Annotated in this window: 20 protein-coding genes; 13 read left to right on the top strand and 7 right to left on the bottom strand. The window is 59.3% G+C overall.

The genetic code is table 11. The features are described from left to right. Nucleotides 1-7: 7 nt before the first annotated feature. Entirely contained in the window at nt 8-913 is a 906-nt protein-coding gene (gene nac / locus GA0061102_RS03040; protein ID WP_092844240.1) for a nitrogen assimilation transcriptional regulator NAC, read from the bottom strand. 241 nt (nt 914-1,154) lie between these two features. Here nac and GA0061102_RS03035 point away from each other — a divergent pair, with 241 nt between their 5' ends. The 6 genes from GA0061102_RS03035 to GA0061102_RS03010 all read left to right on the top strand — a co-directional run bounded on the left by GA0061102_RS03035 (nt 1,155) and on the right by GA0061102_RS03010 (nt 5,795). After that, nucleotides 1,155-1,934: an SDR family oxidoreductase gene (locus GA0061102_RS03035; protein ID WP_092843943.1), complete on the top strand. Its 780-nt coding sequence runs from the start codon at nt 1,155-1,157 to the stop codon at nt 1,932-1,934. Beyond that, nucleotides 1,931-2,638 (top strand): amino acid ABC transporter permease, encoded by a 708-nt coding sequence (locus GA0061102_RS03030; RefSeq protein WP_092843942.1) that lies wholly within the window; start codon nt 1,931-1,933, stop codon nt 2,636-2,638. The genes GA0061102_RS03035 and GA0061102_RS03030 overlap by 4 nt, the downstream gene beginning before the upstream one ends. Beyond that, nucleotides 2,635-3,393 carry an amino acid ABC transporter permease gene (locus GA0061102_RS03025; RefSeq protein ID WP_092843941.1) on the top strand — a complete coding sequence of 253 codons (759 nt, stop codon included), beginning with the start codon at nt 2,635-2,637 and terminating at the stop codon, nt 3,391-3,393. The genes GA0061102_RS03030 and GA0061102_RS03025 overlap by 4 nt, the downstream gene beginning before the upstream one ends. Further along, nucleotides 3,390-4,157: an amino acid ABC transporter ATP-binding protein gene (locus GA0061102_RS03020; RefSeq protein WP_092843940.1), complete on the top strand. Its 768-nt coding sequence runs from the start codon at nt 3,390-3,392 to the stop codon at nt 4,155-4,157. The genes GA0061102_RS03025 and GA0061102_RS03020 overlap by 4 nt, the downstream gene beginning before the upstream one ends. A gap of 31 nt (nt 4,158-4,188) precedes the next feature. Continuing rightward, entirely contained in the window at nt 4,189-5,025 is an 837-nt protein-coding gene (locus GA0061102_RS03015) for an ABC transporter substrate-binding protein (RefSeq protein ID WP_092843939.1), read from the top strand. Nucleotides 5,026-5,120: 95 nt separating this feature from the next. Beyond that, a complete protein-coding gene (locus tag GA0061102_RS03010) occupies nt 5,121-5,795 on the top strand; it encodes a 4-carboxy-4-hydroxy-2-oxoadipate aldolase/oxaloacetate decarboxylase (RefSeq protein ID WP_092843938.1) in 675 nt (224 codons plus the stop codon). 78 nt (nt 5,796-5,873) lie between these two features. Here the strand turns inward: GA0061102_RS03010 and GA0061102_RS03005 are convergent, their stop codons facing one another. Next, nucleotides 5,874-6,764: an SMP-30/gluconolactonase/LRE family protein gene (locus GA0061102_RS03005; RefSeq protein ID WP_092843937.1), complete on the bottom strand. Its 891-nt coding sequence runs from the start codon at nt 6,762-6,764 to the stop codon at nt 5,874-5,876. 90 nt (nt 6,765-6,854) lie between these two features. Here GA0061102_RS03005 and GA0061102_RS03000 point away from each other — a divergent pair, with 90 nt between their 5' ends. Beyond that, a complete protein-coding gene (locus GA0061102_RS03000) occupies nt 6,855-7,274 on the top strand; it encodes a GlcG/HbpS family heme-binding protein (protein ID WP_092843936.1) in 420 nt (139 codons plus the stop codon). Between the two features lie 64 nt (nt 7,275-7,338). On the opposite strand, the gene GA0061102_RS02995 is transcribed toward GA0061102_RS03000, so the two are convergent. Both GA0061102_RS02995 and GA0061102_RS02990 read right to left on the bottom strand, forming a co-directional pair. Then, nucleotides 7,339-8,370, bottom strand: coding sequence for an L-idonate 5-dehydrogenase (locus tag GA0061102_RS02995; RefSeq protein ID WP_092843934.1), 1,032 nt, complete (start codon nt 8,368-8,370; stop codon nt 7,339-7,341). A gap of 10 nt (nt 8,371-8,380) precedes the next feature. Further along, nucleotides 8,381-9,328, bottom strand: coding sequence for a 2-hydroxyacid dehydrogenase (locus tag GA0061102_RS02990; RefSeq protein WP_092843932.1), 948 nt, complete (start codon nt 9,326-9,328; stop codon nt 8,381-8,383). An 86-nt stretch (nt 9,329-9,414) separates the two neighbouring features. On the opposite strand from GA0061102_RS02990, the gene GA0061102_RS02985 reads away from it, so the two are divergent. The 5 genes from GA0061102_RS02985 to GA0061102_RS02965 all read left to right on the top strand — a co-directional run bounded on the left by GA0061102_RS02985 (nt 9,415) and on the right by GA0061102_RS02965 (nt 13,056). After that, nucleotides 9,415-10,173 carry an SDR family oxidoreductase gene (locus tag GA0061102_RS02985; RefSeq protein WP_092843930.1) on the top strand — a complete coding sequence of 253 codons (759 nt, stop codon included), beginning with the start codon at nt 9,415-9,417 and terminating at the stop codon, nt 10,171-10,173. Next, the gene (locus GA0061102_RS02980; protein ID WP_092843928.1) at nt 10,142-10,684 is read left to right on the top strand and encodes a gluconokinase; all 543 of its coding nucleotides are present in this window, start codon (nt 10,142-10,144) and stop codon (nt 10,682-10,684) included. The genes GA0061102_RS02985 and GA0061102_RS02980 overlap by 32 nt, the downstream gene beginning before the upstream one ends. Beyond that, nucleotides 10,681-11,568, top strand: coding sequence for an NAD(P)-dependent oxidoreductase (locus GA0061102_RS02975; protein ID WP_092843926.1), 888 nt, complete (start codon nt 10,681-10,683; stop codon nt 11,566-11,568). The genes GA0061102_RS02980 and GA0061102_RS02975 overlap by 4 nt, the downstream gene beginning before the upstream one ends. Next, on the top strand, nt 11,565-11,897 hold the full coding sequence (locus GA0061102_RS02970; RefSeq protein WP_092843924.1) for a hypothetical protein: 333 nt from the start codon (nt 11,565-11,567) through the stop codon (nt 11,895-11,897). Before GA0061102_RS02975 ends, GA0061102_RS02970 begins: the two co-directional genes overlap by 4 nt. 133 nt (nt 11,898-12,030) lie before the next feature. Next, nucleotides 12,031-13,056 (top strand): LacI family DNA-binding transcriptional regulator, encoded by a 1,026-nt coding sequence (locus GA0061102_RS02965; RefSeq protein ID WP_092843922.1) that lies wholly within the window; start codon nt 12,031-12,033, stop codon nt 13,054-13,056. Between the two features lie 51 nt (nt 13,057-13,107). Here GA0061102_RS02965 and GA0061102_RS02960 read toward each other — a convergent pair whose 3' ends face one another. Genes GA0061102_RS02960 through GA0061102_RS02950 form a run of 3 tightly spaced genes read right to left on the bottom strand, consistent with a single transcriptional unit; the run spans nt 13,108 to nt 16,824 of the window. Further along, nucleotides 13,108-14,202 carry an ABC transporter substrate-binding protein gene (locus GA0061102_RS02960; RefSeq protein ID WP_092843920.1) on the bottom strand — a complete coding sequence of 365 codons (1,095 nt, stop codon included), beginning with the start codon at nt 14,200-14,202 and terminating at the stop codon, nt 13,108-13,110. Nucleotides 14,203-14,240: 38 nt separating this feature from the next. Next, entirely contained in the window at nt 14,241-15,311 is a 1,071-nt protein-coding gene (locus GA0061102_RS02955) for an ABC transporter permease (protein WP_092843918.1), read from the bottom strand. Between the two features lie 16 nt (nt 15,312-15,327). Then, nucleotides 15,328-16,824, bottom strand: coding sequence for a sugar ABC transporter ATP-binding protein (locus tag GA0061102_RS02950; protein WP_092843916.1), 1,497 nt, complete (start codon nt 16,822-16,824; stop codon nt 15,328-15,330). A 674-nt stretch (nt 16,825-17,498) separates the two neighbouring features. Between GA0061102_RS02950 and GA0061102_RS02945 the strand changes: the two genes are divergently transcribed. Next, nucleotides 17,499-17,885, top strand: a complete 387-nt coding sequence (locus tag GA0061102_RS02945; protein WP_092843914.1) for a hypothetical protein — start codon at nt 17,499-17,501, stop codon at nt 17,883-17,885. Nucleotides 17,886-17,997: the final 112 nt, after the last annotated feature.

Genomic DNA, 17,997 nt, shown 5'->3' with positions numbered 1-17,997 from the left:
CCGAACCCTAGAATTTCAGCTGCTCGGTCAGTTCGACGAGGATGTCCTTGACGGCAAATGCCGGCTCCGACAGTGAATTCTGATCGGACGTGCAAAGCGACAGCGTTTCCTCGATCCGCGGCGAGACGAGCCGGCAGACGAGAGGGTCGCTCGATTCCGATACGATGCGATCGGCGATCGCCTTTGGCATGATGGTGGCACCAAGTCCGGCGCCGACTGCGCGCGCCAGGGTTCGCACGATTTCGACTTCGGCCACGACCTTGAGATTGATCCGGCTGCGCGTGAAGGCGGCATCGACGGCCCGGCGTACGAAATTGTAAGCCGGAGGCAACAACATAGGCATGCCATCCAGTGCGCTGACCGGCAGGGGCTTCGGGTCCGAATCGATTGCCAAATTGCGATGGGCAACGAAGTAGAATTCCTCTCTGAGGATCGGTTCGAATCTTACGCCCTTGATCGGTCCGATACCGTGGATCAGCGCCATTTCCAGCCGGCCGTTCATGATCATCTGGCTATAGGTCTGACCGACGCTCTCAGTCAGATGAAGCAGAATCCCGGGGTGCCTCTTCCTTGTCTCCGTCAGTAGATCGACGGAAAGCGTGGCGGCGCTGCTGAAAGGCACAAGGCCGACTGAAACGCGCCCCGCAAGCGAATTGCCGGCGGCCGCCGCATCTGCCTGTGCCTGTTCCATCTGACGGAGAATGATCTGCGCGTGCCGGTAGACCGCGTGTCCGGCATCGGTCATGCTGACGCCCTGCTGGCTTCGGATCAGGAGCTTCTGACCGAAATGCTCCTCGAGCGCCGCCAATTGCTGGCTCAGTGCCGGCTGGGCCAGGTGCAGGATATCGGCAGCCCGCGTAATGCTGCCGCTATCGACGATGGCGATGAAGGATTTGAAGCGTCTGATATCCATGGCATTCGGCGCTGTTCTGTCTTTGCGGGCATGTTTGCAGACGCGCATCCGTTTTGCAACGAGGGCCGATGTCGGAAAGCCATGCGGACTTTTGCAAAAAGGTGCAATCGCCCGCAGTAAAAGCCCGCGCGCTCGTGGCTGACCAGCCTCCATAAAACTTGCTTATTACTCCAAAAGTAATCGGTCTTAGGCAAGCAGTTGAAGCTCCGCTAATGTCCACACCAACAAAAAGGGGATCAGAATGTCATTCTCCGACTACAAGACCGCGCTGGTCACCGGCGCTTCATCCGGTATCGGTGCTGCGGTGGTGGAGCGGCTTTGCCGCGAGGACATCGAAGTGCATGCGATCGCCCGCAGCGCCGGTGCCTTGCAGGAATTGGCCGAGCGTACGGGATGCATCGCGCACGTTGTCGACGTGACGGATCGTGCAGCCATCGCCGATCTCGCAAGCCGCGTTCAGTTCGACATTCTTGTGAACAATGCCGGCGTCGACCGGCCGAAGAAATTCCTTCAGGCGGACGAAGAGGACATCGATCTCCTTATCGACGTCAATCTCCGCGCCGTTCTGCACATCTGCCGTCTGATCGTGCCCGGAATGGTGGCCCGCGACCGCGGACATGTCATCAACATCTCCTCGATTGCCGGCAACTACAATTTCGGCGGCAACTCCACCTATCATGCCGTCAAGGCCGGCGTTGCGATGCTGTCGAACCAGCTGCGCATCGACGCATTCGGCAAGCGCGTCCGCGTAACAGAAATCTGCCCTGGCCGCGTTGCGACCGATATTTTCAACCACGTCCATGGCAGTGACCCCAGTGTGCGCGAACGCTTCATCGATGGATTTGAGCTGCCACAGGCCACCGATATCGCCGATGCGATCGCCTTTGCGATTTCAGCGCCGGTCGCGGTCAATATCGGCCACATGGAGATCACCCCGACATTGCAGGTGATGGGCGGCCTGCAGACGGCGAAACCTGAGACGCCTGCCGCCACATATGACGCGGAAGGTGCGAAGCGGTGAGCGGGTTCGATCTTTCCGCCATCCTGACCAATCCGGACTATCGGGCGATGCTCCTGCAGGGTATCGAGATGACCTTCGTCATCTATCTCGGCTCCTGGCTGCTTGCCATGACGCTCGCCATGTTACTTTTTGCGCTCCGGATGTCGCCACTTCGTGTTGGCGACCCCATCGTAAAAGCTTACGTCTCCTATCACCGCAATGTTCCGACGCTTGTGCAGCTCATGCTATGGTATTTCGGGATCTATTCGTTGATGCCGCAAGGCATCACCGACTGGCTCGCCAACCATAACGCCGAAGCCATATTCGCCGTCATCGGACTTGGATTGTGCCAGGCAGCCTATTTCAGCGAGGACTTGCGGTCCGGCTTGCGCTCCGTCAGTCCCGGTCAGATGGAGGCTGCCAAAGCGCTCGGGCATGGCTATCTCTCCGCAATGCGTTTCGTGATCATGCCGCAGGGCCTGCGTAATGCACTGCCGCCGCTGATCAATCACAGTGTGTCTCTTTTCAAAAACAGCAGTCTCGCCATTGTCGTCGGTGCGTCTGAGCTTACGCATGCGATAAAGGAAATCGACAACGTCAGTTTCCGCACTTTTGAAATCTATCTGGTCGGCACCGTGATTTATCTGTTCTTCTCGCTCATCATCATGGCTTTGGGTGCGTATCTCTCCGTGCGCTCGGATCCGGTGCGGAGGGCGCGGGCGTGATCCAAGACATCATCAAAATCATCCATGATTATTGGCTTCTGCTGCTCATCGGCCAGTATCCCAACGGCCCGCTGGGTGGCCTTGCCAATACGCTTATCCTTTCAGTACTTGCGATTTTGCTCGCATTCCCTGTCAGTATCCTGCTCGCCATGGCGCGCCTTTCCAAATGGGCGGTTCTGAGATGGCCGGTAACCGGCCTGGTCTACATCACACGCGGCGTTCCGCTTCTGATGTTGATCCTTTGGTCCTACTTTGTCGTTCCGCTTTGGACCGGCGCTGATGTGCCGAGCTTCCTGATCATGCTGGTAACGCTTGTGATTTATGAAGGGGCGTTTCTCAGCGAGGTCGTACGGGCGGGTATCGTTTCACTCGGTCAAGGGCAGATGGACGCAGCCCGGGCTCTCGGCCACAGTTACATCGGAGCGATGCGCTTCGTGATCTTGCCGCAGGCGCTCTACAATATGATCCCCAGCATGATCTCGACTTTCGTCTCGACGATCAAGGACACAACGCTCGGTTACGTCATCAATGTGCCGGATCTGACCTTTGCGGCAAGCCAGGTGAACAACCAACTTCTCTCGCAGCCTTTCCAGGTCTTCTTCATCCTCGCCGTGGTCTACTATCTCCTTTGCTGGAGCCTGACCTACATCGCCAACAGCGTTGAAAAGCGAATTGCTCGCCGACGTGCAGGGCCAAGCAGGGCTCGCCTTCGCACGGATGTCGTTCCCCTCAAAACTTTTACGGAGCAGCTATGAGCATCCCAGTTTTCGGGCAGCAGGACGCTCAGGAGATACGTCTTCTAGACGTCTGCAAGAGTTACGGTCATTACCCGGTGTTGAACAACATCAATGCCGATGTCAGCCGCGGCGAGGTGGTCGTTATTTGCGGGCCGTCCGGTTCCGGCAAGTCAACCCTGATCCGCACGGTCAACCGGCTGGAGGAGATCAATAGCGGTTCGATAAGCTTCGAAGGAAAGAATATTCATGCCCCGATGGGCGCTGCCGAGCTCAATCGGCTGCGCAGCCGGATCGGGTTCGTTTTTCAGAATTTCAACCTGTTTCCCCATTTGTCGGTTGTCGACAACGTTTCCATGTCGCCGATCCGGGTCAAGGGCGTATCGGCAAAGGTGGCGCGCGAGAAAGCCATTGCACTGCTTCATCGTGTTGGTCTTGCCGACAAGGCGAATTCCTATCCCGGTCAGCTTTCCGGTGGTCAGCAGCAACGCGTGGCAATCGCCCGTGCGCTCGCCATGGAGCCGCCCGTCATGCTCTTCGACGAACCGACGAGCGCACTTGACCCCGAAATGGTGGGCGAAGTGCTCAGCGTCATGAAAAGCCTGGCAGCCGAAGGAATGACCATGCTCTGTGTCACGCATGAAATGGGCTTTGCCCGCGATGTCGCCGACCGGATTTGGTTCATCGACGCCGGCGAGATTCTGGAGACTGCTCCCCCGGAGGAGTTCTTCAAAAATCCTCGTCATCCCAGAGCGCAGCGCTTTCTTTCCGATCTGCGCCACTGAGCATCACAAATCAATAACAAGGAGAACAGCAATGAATTGGAAATGCTTCACCGCAGCGCTGGCACTCGCCGGCGTCGCTGCCGGCATGCCGGCCAAGGCCGACCAACTCGATACGATCATGACGGCAAAGACACTCCGCTGCGCGACCTATGCCGACGTGCCACCGTTCTCCTCACCGGATCCGAAGACCCGCGAAATGGTTGGGTTTGACGTCGATCTATGCAAGGCGATTGCAAATGAACTTGGCGTGAAAGCCGAGATCAAGCCGATCTCGGTCGAAGCGCGTGTCCCGGAGGTCAAGCTTGGCCGCGTCGACATCACCGTCGCCAACCTTGCTTATACGCTGAGCCGCGCTGAGCAGATCCAGTTCAGCGATCCCTATTATGTTGCCAAGGAAATGCTCATTGTTCCCGCCGATGACGCCGGCAAGAAGAAAGCCGATTTCGAAGGCAAACGTCTTGCCTCGACCAAGGGCTCGACCTCGGAGCTGGCGATCAAGCTCAACAAATCCGATCCGCTGACCTTCCAGGATACCGGGTCCGCCTATCTTGCCGTTCAACAGGGAAAGGCGCGCGGCCTGGTGGCCAATACAATGACGACGACGCTGCTTGTCAACGAGTCAAAGACGAAGGGCAAGCAAATGCGCATGATCGATGAGCCCATGCTTTTGGAGCCCGTCGGCATTGGCATGCAAAAGGACCAGCCTGCGCTGACCGCAAAGATCAACGCAGTCCTGCACAAGCTCGACGAGGCAGGCGAGATCAACAAGATCTGGGAAAAATGGCTCGGTCCGAATACCGAATACAAAATGACGCGTAACGAAAAGGTCGTACCGATCTCGGAATTGAAATTCGACCCAATTCCCTAACGCCGCATTCCAGCGCCAGATCAATTATCCATCCGAACAACGTTGTTGATTTCCGGCGGCGGTATGCGCCGCCGGCCTAACCATGAGAAGTTTCCATGACCCACATCAAAGATATCACCGAGCGACCGAGCAAAGCAGACATCGAAGCGCTCTCCAAATTCTCTCCTGCAACGATCCATGAGGCCCAGGGTCGCCGCGGCGCACTTTCCTCGCGCCTGAAGCCCGTGGACTATCGCATGAAGCTTTGCGGGCCGGCGTTCACGGTGAAGTGCGCGCCGCGCGACAACATCATGCTGCAGCTTGCGATAAACTACGCCAAGCCGGGCGACATCATCGTCGTGTCCGCCGGCGAATACGAGGAAGCGGGCTCATTCGGCGACGTTCTGGCCAATGCGTGCCTTGCCAAGGGCATCGGCGGATTGGTGACCGATACTGGCGTCCGCGACACGCTTCAGTTGAGAGAGCTCGGGTTTCCAGTCTTCTCGCTCAGCGTCTGCATTAAAGGCACGGTCAAGGAGACGATCGCGGCGGTCAACGATCAGATCATCGTCGGCGGAGAGATCATCAATCCGGGCGATATCGTCGTCGGAGACGCGGATGGTCTCGTTGTCGTTCGCAGAGAGGAAGCGCAAGAGGTAGCGCGGCTTTCGCAGGCGCGTGAAGATGCCGAAGCAGGTTATATCGCAGCCTATAAGCAGGGTAAGACGGTGATAGAAGTTAGCAAACTTGAACCCGTATTGAAGGCCAAAGGTCTAATCGTGGCCGGCTGACGACTTTTTCAGGTCATCGCTTTCAAGTTGTATCGCTATTGCTTCGGCCATATTCGCGGCCTCGTGGCGAGCCCTTTATCAGAGTGCGCCGCTCCGGTTCAGTGAGATCGCGTAGACGCTCGTGGTCGCCGTCATGAAAAGCTTGTGCTTGCCACGACCGCCGAAGCAGAGGTTGGAGACGGTTTCGGGCACGAGGATTTTGCCCATGAGATGGCCGTCGGGCGCGATGCAATGAACGCCATCGGCTGCAGACGACCAGAGATTGCCGTCGCTGTCGAGCCGCATGCCATCGGCGCAACCAGGCGAGATCACATGGAATACCTCACCGCCCGATAGGCGCCAGTTTTCGCCGACATTGAAAACGCGGATGTGCTGCGGATCGCTGGCGTGCATGCGGCCGGTGTCGGCGACATAGAGCTTCTTCTCGTCCGGGCTGAATGCGAGCCCGTTCGGGCAATTGAAATCAGTCAGGACGGCGGAGATCGTGCCGGACGTGTCGACACGGTAGACATTGCACGGCAGCTCCTGCTCACTTCTGTGACCTTCATAGTCCGTCGCGATGCCATAATGAGGGTCGCTGAACCAGATGGCGCCGTCGGAGGCAACGATAACGTCGTTGGGCGAATTCAGACGCTTGCCCTGAAAGCTGTCTGCGATGACCGTGATCGATCCGTCGAATTCGGTGCGCGTCACACGCCTGCCGCCATGCTCGCAGCTGACAAGGCGGCCCTGCCGGTCGCGGGTATGGCCATTGGAAAAATTGGAAGGCTCGCGGAAGATGCTGGTGCCGACGCCGGGTATCCAGCGCATGATGCGATTGTTGGGGATGTCGGAGAAGAGCAGACAATTCAGATCCCCGAACCAGACCGGCCCCTCCACCCAATCGAAGCCGGTGGCAATTTGTTTGACGGGAGCGTTGCCGAGGACGAACTTCCCAAAAGCGGGATCCATGATCTCGAAGAACGACATTGTGACAACACCTCCCATAAGGTTACATCGTCCGGTAAACGTGTTATCGATAACATATTCGGATGAGTCCGCAAGCGGGGAGGATAGTGTATGAACCATATTCTGACATCAAGTGTCCTGAGCGACGAAGGCGTGATGACGTTGCTGACCGCTGCTATCTCCGCGGCATCGGAAATGCAGCAACCGCAATGCATTGTCATCGTGGATCAGAGCGGGGTAACGCTTGGTTCCTTCCGCATGCGAGGTTCGCGTTTCCAGTCGCTGAAGAGCGCGCTTGCCAAGGCGCAAACGGCTGCTTCCATCGGCGCGCCGAGCCATTCCTTGCCTGAGCATGCCAGGCTGCTCTTGGCAGCAGCAACGAAAGGGGATGCGACAGGGTTGCGTGGCGGCCTGCCGATCCGTGTTTCAGGCGTGCTTGTTGGCGGTATCGGTGTGGGATCGGGTTCCGGCGAACAGGACGAACAGGTGGCACGCGCTGCCCTTAAGGCGATTGGCGCGGATCTCGACTAGATATTATCTCGTGTGAAATCCGCCTGTCCTGCGACGGGCGGATTTCACACATGCTCGCGCGGGATCAGGCGAAGACGATTTGCGCCTTCATGGCCTTGCTTCGATCCGAGGCGATTTCGAAGGCGCTGATGGCGTCGGCAAGCGGCACGGTATGCGTTATAAGCGGCCGCACATCGATAAGGCGCTTGCGCATCAGGTCGACACCGACGGCAAATTCCTCGTGGAAGCGGAACGAGCCGCGCAGCTCCAGTTCCTTGGCGGTGATCGCCATCATCGGCAGGCTCATGTCGCCGCCGAGGCCGAGCTGTACGATGATGCCGCGCGGGCGAAGTGCGGCAATGCCGCCGACCAGCGCTGCGGCTGCGCCTGAGCATTCATAGAGTACGTCGAAAGTGCCCTTATCTGCGGAATAGGCGGCAAGGGCTTCGGGCTCATTCTTCGTGTTGATGATCCTGTCGGCGCCCGCCGTCCTGGCAAGCGATAGTGTGAAATCGGAAAGATCGGTGGCCACGATCTCGGCAGCACCTGCCCGGCGTGCCGCCAGGATCGACAGGACACCGATCGGGCCGCAGCCGGTCACGAGAACGCGCTTGCCGAGCATCTCGCCCGCGCGTCTGGTTGCGTGCAAGGTGACCGCCAGGGGTTCTGCCATCGCTGCTTCGCCCGGGGTCAGGCCATCGGCGGGCACGCATTGGATGGCGTCGGCGACGAGCGTCTCGCGAAATGCACCCTGAATATGCGGGAAGGGCATGGCGCTGCCATAGAAGCGCATGTTGAGGCATTGATTGGGCAATCCCTGCAGGCAGTAGCGGCAGGTCCGGCAGGGTCGGGAAGGGGAAACGGCAACGAGCTGGCCGACCTCGAGGCTTTCCACGCCGGGGCCGAGGGCGATGACGGTCGCGCTGACCTCATGCCCAAGGATCATCGGCTCCTTCAGGCGCACCGTGCCGAAGCCGCCGTGATTGTAGTAATGCAGATCGCTGCCGCAGACACCGCCGGTCGCGAGCTTCAGCTTCACTTCTCCCGCGCCCGGTTCTTCCTCCGGGCGATCCTCGATCCGCACATCCTTGGCGGCGTGAGCGACGATGGCTTTCATGTCTTCCTCCTCAAAGAACGGGTGTAGGCAGAGCCTGGCCGGCGAAATGGGCAGCGAGATTGTCGCGCACGAGCTGACCCATGGCCTTGCGCGTCTCGATCGTGCCCGAAGCATGGTGGGGCTGCAGGAGCACATTGTCGAGCGCCAGGAAGCGCGGATCAAGCTTCGGTTCGCCTTCGAAGACGTCAAGCGCCGCCGATCCGAGCTTGCCTGTCTCCAGCGCCTCCAGCAATGCTTCTTCATCGATGTTGGAAGCGCGGGATATGTTGATCAGCATGCCTTCCGGCCCGAGCGCCTCGATCACCTCATGACCGACAATATGCCGGGTTGCGGCCGAAGCGGCGAGCGTCACGAACAGGAAATCCGATTGTTTAGCCAGCTCGACCGGATCAGCCACGAACGTCATGTCGGATGCGTAGGGCTTTGCCTCGACATCGGAATAGGCAATCTGCATGTCGAAGCCCTTCAGGCGTTTGGCGACTTCGAAGCCGATGCGGCCGAGACCGAGTACGCCGGCGCGCCGCCCCCAGACCCGGCGCTTGAGGGGGTAAAGACCCTTTTGCGCCCAGCTGCCGTCACGCACCCAGGTTTCCGCGCTAATCATGCCGCGCGACAGGCAGAGCATCATGGCAATCCCCAGGTCCGCGACGTCATTGGTCAGGACGTCGGGGGTATTGGTGACACGGATGCCGCGTTCTCGGCAGGCTTGCAGGTCGACAGCATCGAAGCCGACACCATAGACCGAAATGACTTCCAGATTCGGGCAGGCTTCGATCATGGCCCGGCTGGCGCCGAGCTCGCCCCGCGTTGCAATGGCCCTGATCGACGATCCGACCTCGGCAAGCAGTTTTGCCTTGTCGGCAGCCTCGAAATAGCGATGGACCTGAAACGCCGCGTCGAGCGGTTCCTGATCCCATTGCGGGTAAGGGCCAATCTGCAGGATCGGTGGCTTGTCCATCTTTTACGTCCTCTCTTGACATCAAATGTTATCGATAACATAAACAAGGGAGGCAATCATTGTCGAGATAAAAAACGGAGGAAACGATGTCTCTTGGTCTTTTCGATCTGAAAGGGCGGCGCGCCCTGGTGACGGGTTCTTCCCAGGGCATCGGGCTTGCGCTTGCCAGGGGACTGGCGGCTGCGGGCGCGGAATTGATACTCAACGGCCGCGATGAGGCAAAGCTTGCCAGGGCGGCCGAAGGACTTGAAGGCAAAGCATATGTCCTGCCGTTCGACGCCACCGATCATGACGCCGCGCAGCGCGCCGTCGATGCTTTCGAGGCTGAAACGGGCGCGATCGATATTCTCGTCAACAACGCCGGCATGCAATTTCGCGCGCCGCTCGAGGACTTTCCCGCCGATGCCTTCGAACGGCTGCTGCGGACGAACATTTCGAGCGTCTTCAATGTCGGCCAGGCCGTTGCGCGCCACATGATCAAGCGCGGGGCAGGCAAGATCATCAACATTGCAAGTGTGCAGACGGCGTTGGCTAGGCCTTCGATCGCGCCCTATACGGCAACCAAGGGCGCTGTCGGCAATCTGACGAAGGGCATGGCGACGGATTGGGCCAAATACGGGCTGCAATGCAACGCCATTGCGCCCGGCTATTTCGATACACCATTGAATGCAGCGCTCGTTGCCGATGCCGATTTCTCGGCATGGCTCGAGAAGCGTACGCCGGCCGGCCGCTGGGGGCAGGTCGAAGAATTGGTCGGCGCCTGCATCTTCCTCGCCTCCGATGCCTCCTCCTTTGTCAACGGTCATGTGCTCTATGTCGACGGCGGCATCACAGCCTCTCTCTGATGGCGCTGTGCCGCGTCGCTTCGTCGTCATGGGTGTCAGCGGCTGCGGCAAATCATCGGTTGGCACGGCGCTCGCGGCACGTCTTGGCGGCACCTATGTCGACGGAGATGATCTTCATCCTGCGGCCAATGTCGCCAAGATGAGCGCCGGCATTCCGCTGACCGATACCGATCGGTGGCCCTGGCTCGACAAGATCGGTCAATGCCTGGCTTTGGCGGATGATACGATGCTGATTGGATGTTCGGCGTTGAAGCGCAGCTATCGCGACCGGATCCGCGACGTCGTCGGCGCGCCGGTTTCCTTCATTCATCTCGCCGGCGCGAGGGAAACTATCCTGAGACGTTTGCAGACAAGGGTGGACCATTTCATGCCGCCCGCGTTGCTCGACAGTCAATTTGCCGCGCTTGAGCCGCCCGGCGCTGACGAACAGGCAATCATCGTCGATATTGATCGGTCGCTGGATGCCGTCGTTGCGGCCATCATCGAAAGTTTGGAGGAGACGCAATCATGAGCAACAAGGTGGCGCTGATCGGCGCCGGTGCAATGGGTGGAGCGATCGGCACCCGGCTGGTCGAGACCGGCAATCAGCTGACGGTTTTCGACCTCGACAAGGATAAACTGGCCGCACTCACCGCAAAAGGTGCCACGGCAGCTGTCAGTGCGGCCGCCGCGGCCGCCGTTTCCGATGCCGTCATCCTGAGTCTCAATTCGCCTCGGATTGTCCATGCCGCGATATTCGGACCAGAAGGCGTTGCTGCAGGCGCAAGGTCGGGTACGCTGATCATCGACATGTCGTCGATCGATCCTGACGCGACCAAGGGGCTGGCCGCGGAAGCGGCAGAGAAGGGACTGCGCTGGGTGGACAGCCCGCTTTCCGGCGGCGCGCCGAAGGCCCTGATCGGGCAATTGACCCTGATGGCCGGCGGCGGCGAACAAGATGTCTTGGATGCACATCAGGTCCTGCGCCATGTGGCATCGAACTACACGCATATGGGCCCCGTCGGTGCGGGCCAGACCACGAAGCTCATCAATCAGGTTCTCTGCGCATTGAACTTCCTCGCGGTCGCCGAAGCAACGCAACTGGCGCTCGATGCCGGCGTTGACGCCGCCAAGATCCCGCAGGCGCTGAAGGGTGGGAGGGCCGATAGCGCCATTCTGCAGGAATATATGCCGCGCTACGTGACCAAGGATTATCGCCGGACCGGCCGGATCGACAACATGGTCAAGGATCTGAACGGGGCTCAGGATCTCGCCCGCCGTACCAATACCGCAATGCCGTTGACGGCGGTCTGCGCCGAGATCCACCGCATGCTGACGGCTTCCGGGCTCGGCGGTGAAGATCAGGCGGCATTGATGGAATTCTTCAAAGGGCCGAACAAGGAGATCGCCGGATGATTACCCGATACGCATTATTCGAAGGCAAGGTCAGGGACGGGCAGGCAGAGGCGTTTCGAACGGCGGTCATGGAAACCATTCTGCCGAAATGGAAGCAGTTTCCCGGCGCTCTCGACGTACGGGTTACCTTTGCCGAGGCCCGCGACGAAGGCGCACCTGAATTCCCGATGATCTTAGCGGTCAATTATCCGGACATGGCCGCCGTGGAAAAAGCTCTCGCAAGCCCGGTGCGGACGGAGGCACGGGCTGCGACGGAAGCGGTGCTGTCGCGCTTTTTCGAGGGGCGCATCCACCATCATGTGACGCTCGCACATGAGTTCCAGTTATAGGATGTTTCTTACGATGTTTTCCGGCACGGAGCCGTAAAGGCTCCGTGCTCGTTTAACGCGACACCCGGCAGTGCCTCTTGTCATTCAGGGGAGAGGCATATTACTCTGATGGTAACGATAACATAGGCCATTAATGAGTAACGATCGAAAAAAGCCTATTATGGCAGATATAGCCCGCGTCATGGGGGTTTCTCCAATGACGGTGTCGCGCGCGTTCAAGGCCGACACTCTGGTCAGCCCGGAGACCCGCGAAGCTATCCTCAGAACTGCGGAAGAGCTTGGGTATGTCTTCGACAGCACGGCTTCCAACCTGCGTTCGCAAAAGTCCGGCTTTGTCGCAGTCACCATCCCTTCCATCAACAATGCGAACTTCGCCGATACGGTCGGTGGCCTCTCAGATACCTTGTCCAGACGGGACATGCAGATCCTGCTTGGCTATACCAACTACAACGTCGAAGAAGAGGAGCGGTTGATCGAGCAATTGCTCCGCCGGAAGCCCCAGGCGATCGTCGTGACTGGCGGTGTGCACACGGAGCGCGCACGCCGGCTTTTGCAGACCGTGGCCATTCCCGTCATAGAGACCTGGGACATCCCGGCCGATCCGATCGGCCATTATGTCGGCTTTTCCAACAGGGCCGTCATGCGGGATATGGTCGATCATTTCGTCGCGCTCGGCTGTCGGCGCATCGCCTTCATCGGCGGCGATGTCGAGCGGGATTCGCGTGGTAGCGAGCGCAGATTAGGCTTTGTCGCGGCAATGCAAGCGCATGGCCTCGATGCATCCAGGCTGATCGCGGCGGGATCGCCGCCGATTTCGATGCGGGAAGGCGCCGACGCCATGGCGAAGCTGATCGAACTCTATCCGGATACGGAGGCTGTCGTCTGTGTCTCGGATCTTGCTGCCTACGGTGCACTGACGGAATGTCGCCGGCTCGGAATTTCCGTGCCTGAGCGCTTTTCCATTGGCGGCTTTGGCAATTATGAAATCGGCGAGGTCTGCGTGCCGACTCTAACGACGATCAACGCTTTCGCGCGGGAAATCGGCGAGCGGACCGCGCAATTGATCCTCGATATTCTGGACGATACGCAGGCGGTCGCCGACGTTAAGATTTCACCGCAGCTGATCGCGCGCGAAAGCAGCCGGCGGCTGTCAGTATAAGCTGAGCGAAATGGCGCGGCCTGCAAGCCGCGCCATTTCCCATTACCGGGATTACTTGCTCCAGATCTTCTTATACTGATCTCTGTAGCCGTTGTCCGGATCGAACGTGTTTTTCGGGCCGCCGTCGGACTGGATGTTGTCGGACGTTACAACATGCAGCGGCGACAGATAGCCGGACCATTTCTCGCCGGCGAAAGCACGATTGAGTTCGTCGACCAGCTGCCAGCCCTGGAGATTGAGTGGCTCGGCAACCGTCACCTTCTGATATTGGCCAGCGCGAATGCGTTCATAGGCCGACTGTGAACCGTCGCCGGCGGCAACATTGATCGGCGCATCGGTGCCGCCCTTGCCGGCGGAGGCAAGCGAAGGCCCCATGAAGTCGAAATAGAGGTCGTTGATCGCAAGCGAATGCGTCCAGCTGTCACCATATTTCTGCAGGAGCGAGGTGGTTAGCTGCGGCATGCGCTGTGATGTCTCGGCGATCGGGGTATCGACATATTCGAGCACCTTGCCGCCAAGCCGTTCGATCTCCTGCTTCATCTTGTCGGCCTTGGCGATGGCGATCGCATAGGTAGAGTCGGTGAAGATGATGACGCCCGGCTTGCCCTTGGCATCGACGAATGCCCAGTCGGCAGCCGCTTTGGAGACTTCCATGGCGTCGGTGCTGACGTTGGCGAAGAGGCCATTCTTGTCATCGGGACCGATGACCGGGCCGGCATGCCAGGCGACCAATGGGATCTTGGCGGCTTTTGCCTGCTCCAGCGCAGGCCCCTGCTCGACGGCATCGAAGCCGTCGATGATGATGCCGGCTGGCTGCAGCGCCATGGCCTGGCCGAAGGCGGCCGTGCGTCCGCCGATGGAGCCCGCACCATCGAGAACCTTCACCTGCCAGCCGATCGCCTTTGCCGCTTCCTCGACACCGTTGCTGACGCCGAGAATGCCGCCATTCTTGAGGTCGCCCGCCAGGACGACGATGGTCTTGCCGGCCTGCGCCTTCGGGCCGGTCGTCGGGCCGTCCCATTTGGTGACCGGCGTCGCATATTTGTCGGCGACGGCCTTTGCATCCGCCATCGGATCGGCATAGGCCTGGCTGGCACACAGCACCAGCACTGCCGTCGTGGCTTGCAGGAATTGTCTACGGTTCATGTCTTCTCCTCCCTTGGACATTTGAACTGAGATGATTGTCACTTCTCCGCCGGTTTGGCGGAGAGTTGCGATGCCTGGGCCGGCGCCATGCGCCCGGCATGGCTGCGGCGGCGCTGCGCATAGCCGGCAATGCCGATGGCGACCAGCAAAGTGACGCCGTTGAACAGAGGCTCGACATAGAAGGAGCCGCCGAACTGCTGGATGCCGGCAATACCGACGGCGAGGATGATGACGCCGATCATCGTGCCCCACACGTTGACGCGGCCCGGCTTGATGGTGGTCGATCCGAGGAAGGCGCCCACCAATGCGGGCAGGAGATATTCAAGTCCGACGCTTGCCTGGCCGATGCGCAGCTTGGAGGCGAGCAGGACGCCGGCGATGGCAGCAAGCGTGCCCGAAGTGACGAAGGCGCCGATGACGAAGCGGCGGACGGGGATGCCGTTCAGGGCCGCAGCCTTCGGGTTGGCGCCGATCGCATAGATGTAACGGCCGATCGGCAGATATTCGAGGACAATCCACATGACGAAGGCAAGTGCCAGAACATAGATGCCGGTGATCGGTAGGCCGAAGACCATCGTGCCATTCAGCGCGTAAAACCCTTGCGGCAGCATGCCGACCACCTGACGGCCGCCAGTATGCCAGAGTGCGATCGCATAAAGGACCGTGCCGGTGCCAAGTGTTGCGATGAAGCTGTCGATCTTGGCGATCTCCACCAGAAGGCCGTTCAGGAAGCCGGTCAGCGCGCCTAGGGCGATCACGATCAGCACGGCGATAGGCCAGGGCAGCCCGAACATCGTCTGCAGGCTGATCGCAAGCACATGCCAGAGCACGATGCCATAGCCGATCGTCAGATCGATGCGGCCGGCGGCCATCGGGATCATCGCCGCCAGCGACAGGATGGCGATGATCGTCTTGTCCGAAATGATCGAACGCAGGTTGAGCATTGTCGGGAACGTCTGCGGCAGCAGAATGGAAAACAGCAGGATCAGGAAGACGGTCAGGATGACGAGGCCATAGACCGGCAGCAGGCGCTGGATCTTCTGGCCGAAGCTCATGGTCGCAAGCTCGGCGCGGGTCGGCTCGAGCGCGTTGGATTCGATCGATTGCATGGTGTTCCTCTCCGGTTCAGGCCGCTTCGGATGCAGATGCGGCGGCGATGACCGCCGGTGTTGTCAGGTCGGCGCCCGCGAGCTCGCGCACGATCCTTCCGCGCGAAAACACGAGGGCACGATGGCAGATATGGGCGATTTCCTCGAAATCGGTGGAGACGACGAGGACGGCGAGGCCCGCTTCAACGGCCTCGGCGATAAGCCGATAGATGTCGGCCTTGGCACCGACGTCGACCCCGGCGGTCGGGTCTTCGGCGATCAGCAATTTGCGGCCTGTCGCCAGCCAGCGTCCCACAACGACCTTCTGCTGATTGCCGCCCGACAGCGCCTCGATGGCAAGACTCTGGTCATTCGGCCTGAGACCGACCCGGCTGCCGAGGGAATAGGCCATTTCCGCTTCCCGGCGCGGCGACAGGAAGGAGAACAGGCTGCGCCCTGACGCGCCTGGATTGAGGAAGGTATTTTCGCGCAGGCTGAGCGACATGGCGACGGACTCTTCGGTCCGGTCTCTGGCGATCAGCCCGATCCCGGAGGTCATCGCTGCAACCGTGCTGGAAAGGTCAGGCTCGGCCCCATTCAACCGCACGCTTCCCTGCGACGGCTCGCAGCCGAACAAGGCGCGCCCGATCAGTTCCTGGCCGGCGCCCCGCAAGCCGACAAGACCGAGCAATTCGCCCTGGCGGATATCGAACGACACCGGTCCGGCGCTGCGGCAGGAAAGCTCCCTCACCGACACGATCGCAGGCCCCACGCTTTTCTCAGCCTTGACGAACAGCTGATCGGCCTTGCGTCCGACGATCATGCGGATGAGCTCATCGGGCGTTGTCTCGGAAACAGGCTTCTGGCCTACCAACTGGCCGTCACGCAGAACCGCGACACGGTCGGCTATGCGAAAGATCTCGTCTAACCGATGCGAGACATAGATCATGGCGACGCCGCGCTCTTTCAGCGGACGAATGGCAGCAAACAGCTTCTCGACTTCGTCGGCGGGTAGGCTGGCGGTCGGCTCGTCAAGGACCAGAACGTCCGCCTCGACGGCGAGTGCGCGGGCGATCGCAACAAGCGATTTTTCGGTGCGGGTAAGTTCCTGGACGCGGGTCGATGGATCGAAGTCGCAGCCGACCAGTTTGAGGGCTTCTGCGGTGCGCCGCTCAGTCGCGCGCCAGTCGATCAACCGGCCGCGCAGGGAATAGCCTTGCGCAAGCCCGACATTTTCACCCACGGTCATCCACTCGATCAGCCCGAGATCCTGATGGATGAAGGCGACCGGCTGACGCTGGTTGGGTTGCGGCGGGCGGTGATGATAGGGTTTGCCGCGGAACAGGATCTGCCCGCCATCCGGCTTGTAGATCCCGGCCAAGGTCTTGATGAGTGTCGATTTGCCGGCGCCATTCTCTCCGAGCAATGCCAGGATTTCGCCACGCTGCAAGTCGAGCGATACGTTCGACAGCGCGCGCGTTCCGCCAAATTCCTTGGTGATGTCGGAAAATTCGAGCAGCTTTCCGTTGTCCATTCCGCTCCTCCCAAAGCTTCGATGACGGAGGCTATGTTATCGATAACATTCCGTCAAGGGCTTCAGTGCTGCGCTTATGGCAGGATTCCCAATTTGCGATTAAAAGAGGTGACCAGCCTATTGTTGCCAGTCTTTCAATTGTTCAGTGAAGTAAATCGGAAGATATCAAATAATAATATGACTTTACGATGCTATACGGCATTTACAATGGCGATGTATACAGATTTATCACTTTATTGATGACGTTGTATTTAATGTATATTCTATTTTGTTTGAAGATAACGCGAGTTAATCGAAAAAAATACTTGAGAAGTTCTGATACTGTGCACCCATCACGACGCCGCGCCCTTTTCAAAAGCGTGATGTCCTAACGAGAATAGCGATGGGGAAGCGCCCTTTCATGACTTTCACATTTGACGCTGCAGTGATCTACGGCAAACGGCATTGGGTAATTGCGGTGTTCGCGGCTCGAATCCGTCTAAGAGCTGGCATTTGTCGCCCTCGTCGAAAAGCTCGGTCGATTGAGTGGAGTGTCGGTTCCCAAGGGTCAAACGCTTGCGATCAACTCCGCCGGCGGCAGAGGTTGATTAACGGCTTTCACCGCGGTAGGGCGGTCCCAACACATCTCCGTGAAGCACTTCCAAATCGCCATGCGGCGTGGCAAAGCTCTAAGAATGAAGCTCGCGTGGACCATCCGTCGTCTGTTCCTGTGCGTTGCCATGCTCGCGGTCCTCATCGGGCCGATGAGCATTGGGCTCGCAGGCAGCGCAATGGCTTTACCCGCTCCAAACACGATGGCTGCGATGAGCAACGCCATGGCGCCCGGCATGAATATGGCAGAGGAGATGCCATGTTGCCCGCAGAAGCAACCCCTCAAGCCCGATTGCTTCAAAGGCTGTCTCCTGGCTCTGTTGTGCACGACATCCTTTTCCGCAGACACTTCGCATAACGGTTCGTTGTCACTCTCAGAAGTCTGGCAATCACATCGCTACGACCTTTTGCCTGCAGCACAACTGACATCGGCTCTTCTCGAGCCTCCGGCCCGTCCTCCCAAAGCCTGATCTCAATAGCTCAATACTGAAGCATGCCGCGGCGTTTGCCGGACGCTTGAACGTGTTCGCACAAACCCGCAGGCAATCAACATTGACCCAAGGACGTGATCGCGAAGATCCG

The sequence above is a fragment of the Martinezella miluonensis genome (genome assembly GCF_900094545.1).
Lineage (GTDB): Bacteria > Pseudomonadota > Alphaproteobacteria > Rhizobiales > Rhizobiaceae > Rhizobium > Rhizobium miluonense.
The sequence above is the reverse complement of the archived record's forward strand: the minus strand, read 5'-3'. Positions and strand labels throughout refer to the sequence as shown.

Coding starts and splice junctions, on each gene's coding strand:
- nac (WP_092844240.1), bottom strand. CDS start 913: ATGGATATCAGACGCTTCAAATCCTTCATCGCCATCGTCGATAGCGGC.
- GA0061102_RS03035 (WP_092843943.1), top strand. CDS start 1,155: ATGTCATTCTCCGACTACAAGACCGCGCTGGTCACCGGCGCTTCATCC.
- GA0061102_RS03020 (WP_092843940.1), top strand. CDS start 3,390: ATGAGCATCCCAGTTTTCGGGCAGCAGGACGCTCAGGAGATACGTCTT.
- GA0061102_RS03015 (WP_092843939.1), top strand. CDS start 4,189: ATGAATTGGAAATGCTTCACCGCAGCGCTGGCACTCGCCGGCGTCGCT.
- GA0061102_RS03010 (WP_092843938.1), top strand. CDS start 5,121: ATGACCCACATCAAAGATATCACCGAGCGACCGAGCAAAGCAGACATC.
- GA0061102_RS03005 (WP_092843937.1), bottom strand. CDS start 6,764: ATGTCGTTCTTCGAGATCATGGATCCCGCTTTTGGGAAGTTCGTCCTC.
- GA0061102_RS03000 (WP_092843936.1), top strand. CDS start 6,855: ATGAACCATATTCTGACATCAAGTGTCCTGAGCGACGAAGGCGTGATG.
- GA0061102_RS02995 (WP_092843934.1), bottom strand. CDS start 8,370: ATGAAAGCCATCGTCGCTCACGCCGCCAAGGATGTGCGGATCGAGGAT.
- GA0061102_RS02990 (WP_092843932.1), bottom strand. CDS start 9,328: ATGGACAAGCCACCGATCCTGCAGATTGGCCCTTACCCGCAATGGGAT.
- GA0061102_RS02985 (WP_092843930.1), top strand. CDS start 9,415: ATGTCTCTTGGTCTTTTCGATCTGAAAGGGCGGCGCGCCCTGGTGACG.
- GA0061102_RS02980 (WP_092843928.1), top strand. CDS start 10,142: ATGTCGACGGCGGCATCACAGCCTCTCTCTGATGGCGCTGTGCCGCGT.
- GA0061102_RS02975 (WP_092843926.1), top strand. CDS start 10,681: ATGAGCAACAAGGTGGCGCTGATCGGCGCCGGTGCAATGGGTGGAGCG.
- GA0061102_RS02970 (WP_092843924.1), top strand. CDS start 11,565: ATGATTACCCGATACGCATTATTCGAAGGCAAGGTCAGGGACGGGCAG.
- GA0061102_RS02965 (WP_092843922.1), top strand. CDS start 12,031: ATGAGTAACGATCGAAAAAAGCCTATTATGGCAGATATAGCCCGCGTC.
- GA0061102_RS02960 (WP_092843920.1), bottom strand. CDS start 14,202: ATGAACCGTAGACAATTCCTGCAAGCCACGACGGCAGTGCTGGTGCTG.
- GA0061102_RS02955 (WP_092843918.1), bottom strand. CDS start 15,311: ATGCAATCGATCGAATCCAACGCGCTCGAGCCGACCCGCGCCGAGCTT.
- GA0061102_RS02950 (WP_092843916.1), bottom strand. CDS start 16,824: ATGGACAACGGAAAGCTGCTCGAATTTTCCGACATCACCAAGGAATTT.
- GA0061102_RS02945 (WP_092843914.1), top strand. CDS start 17,499: ATGAAGCTCGCGTGGACCATCCGTCGTCTGTTCCTGTGCGTTGCCATG.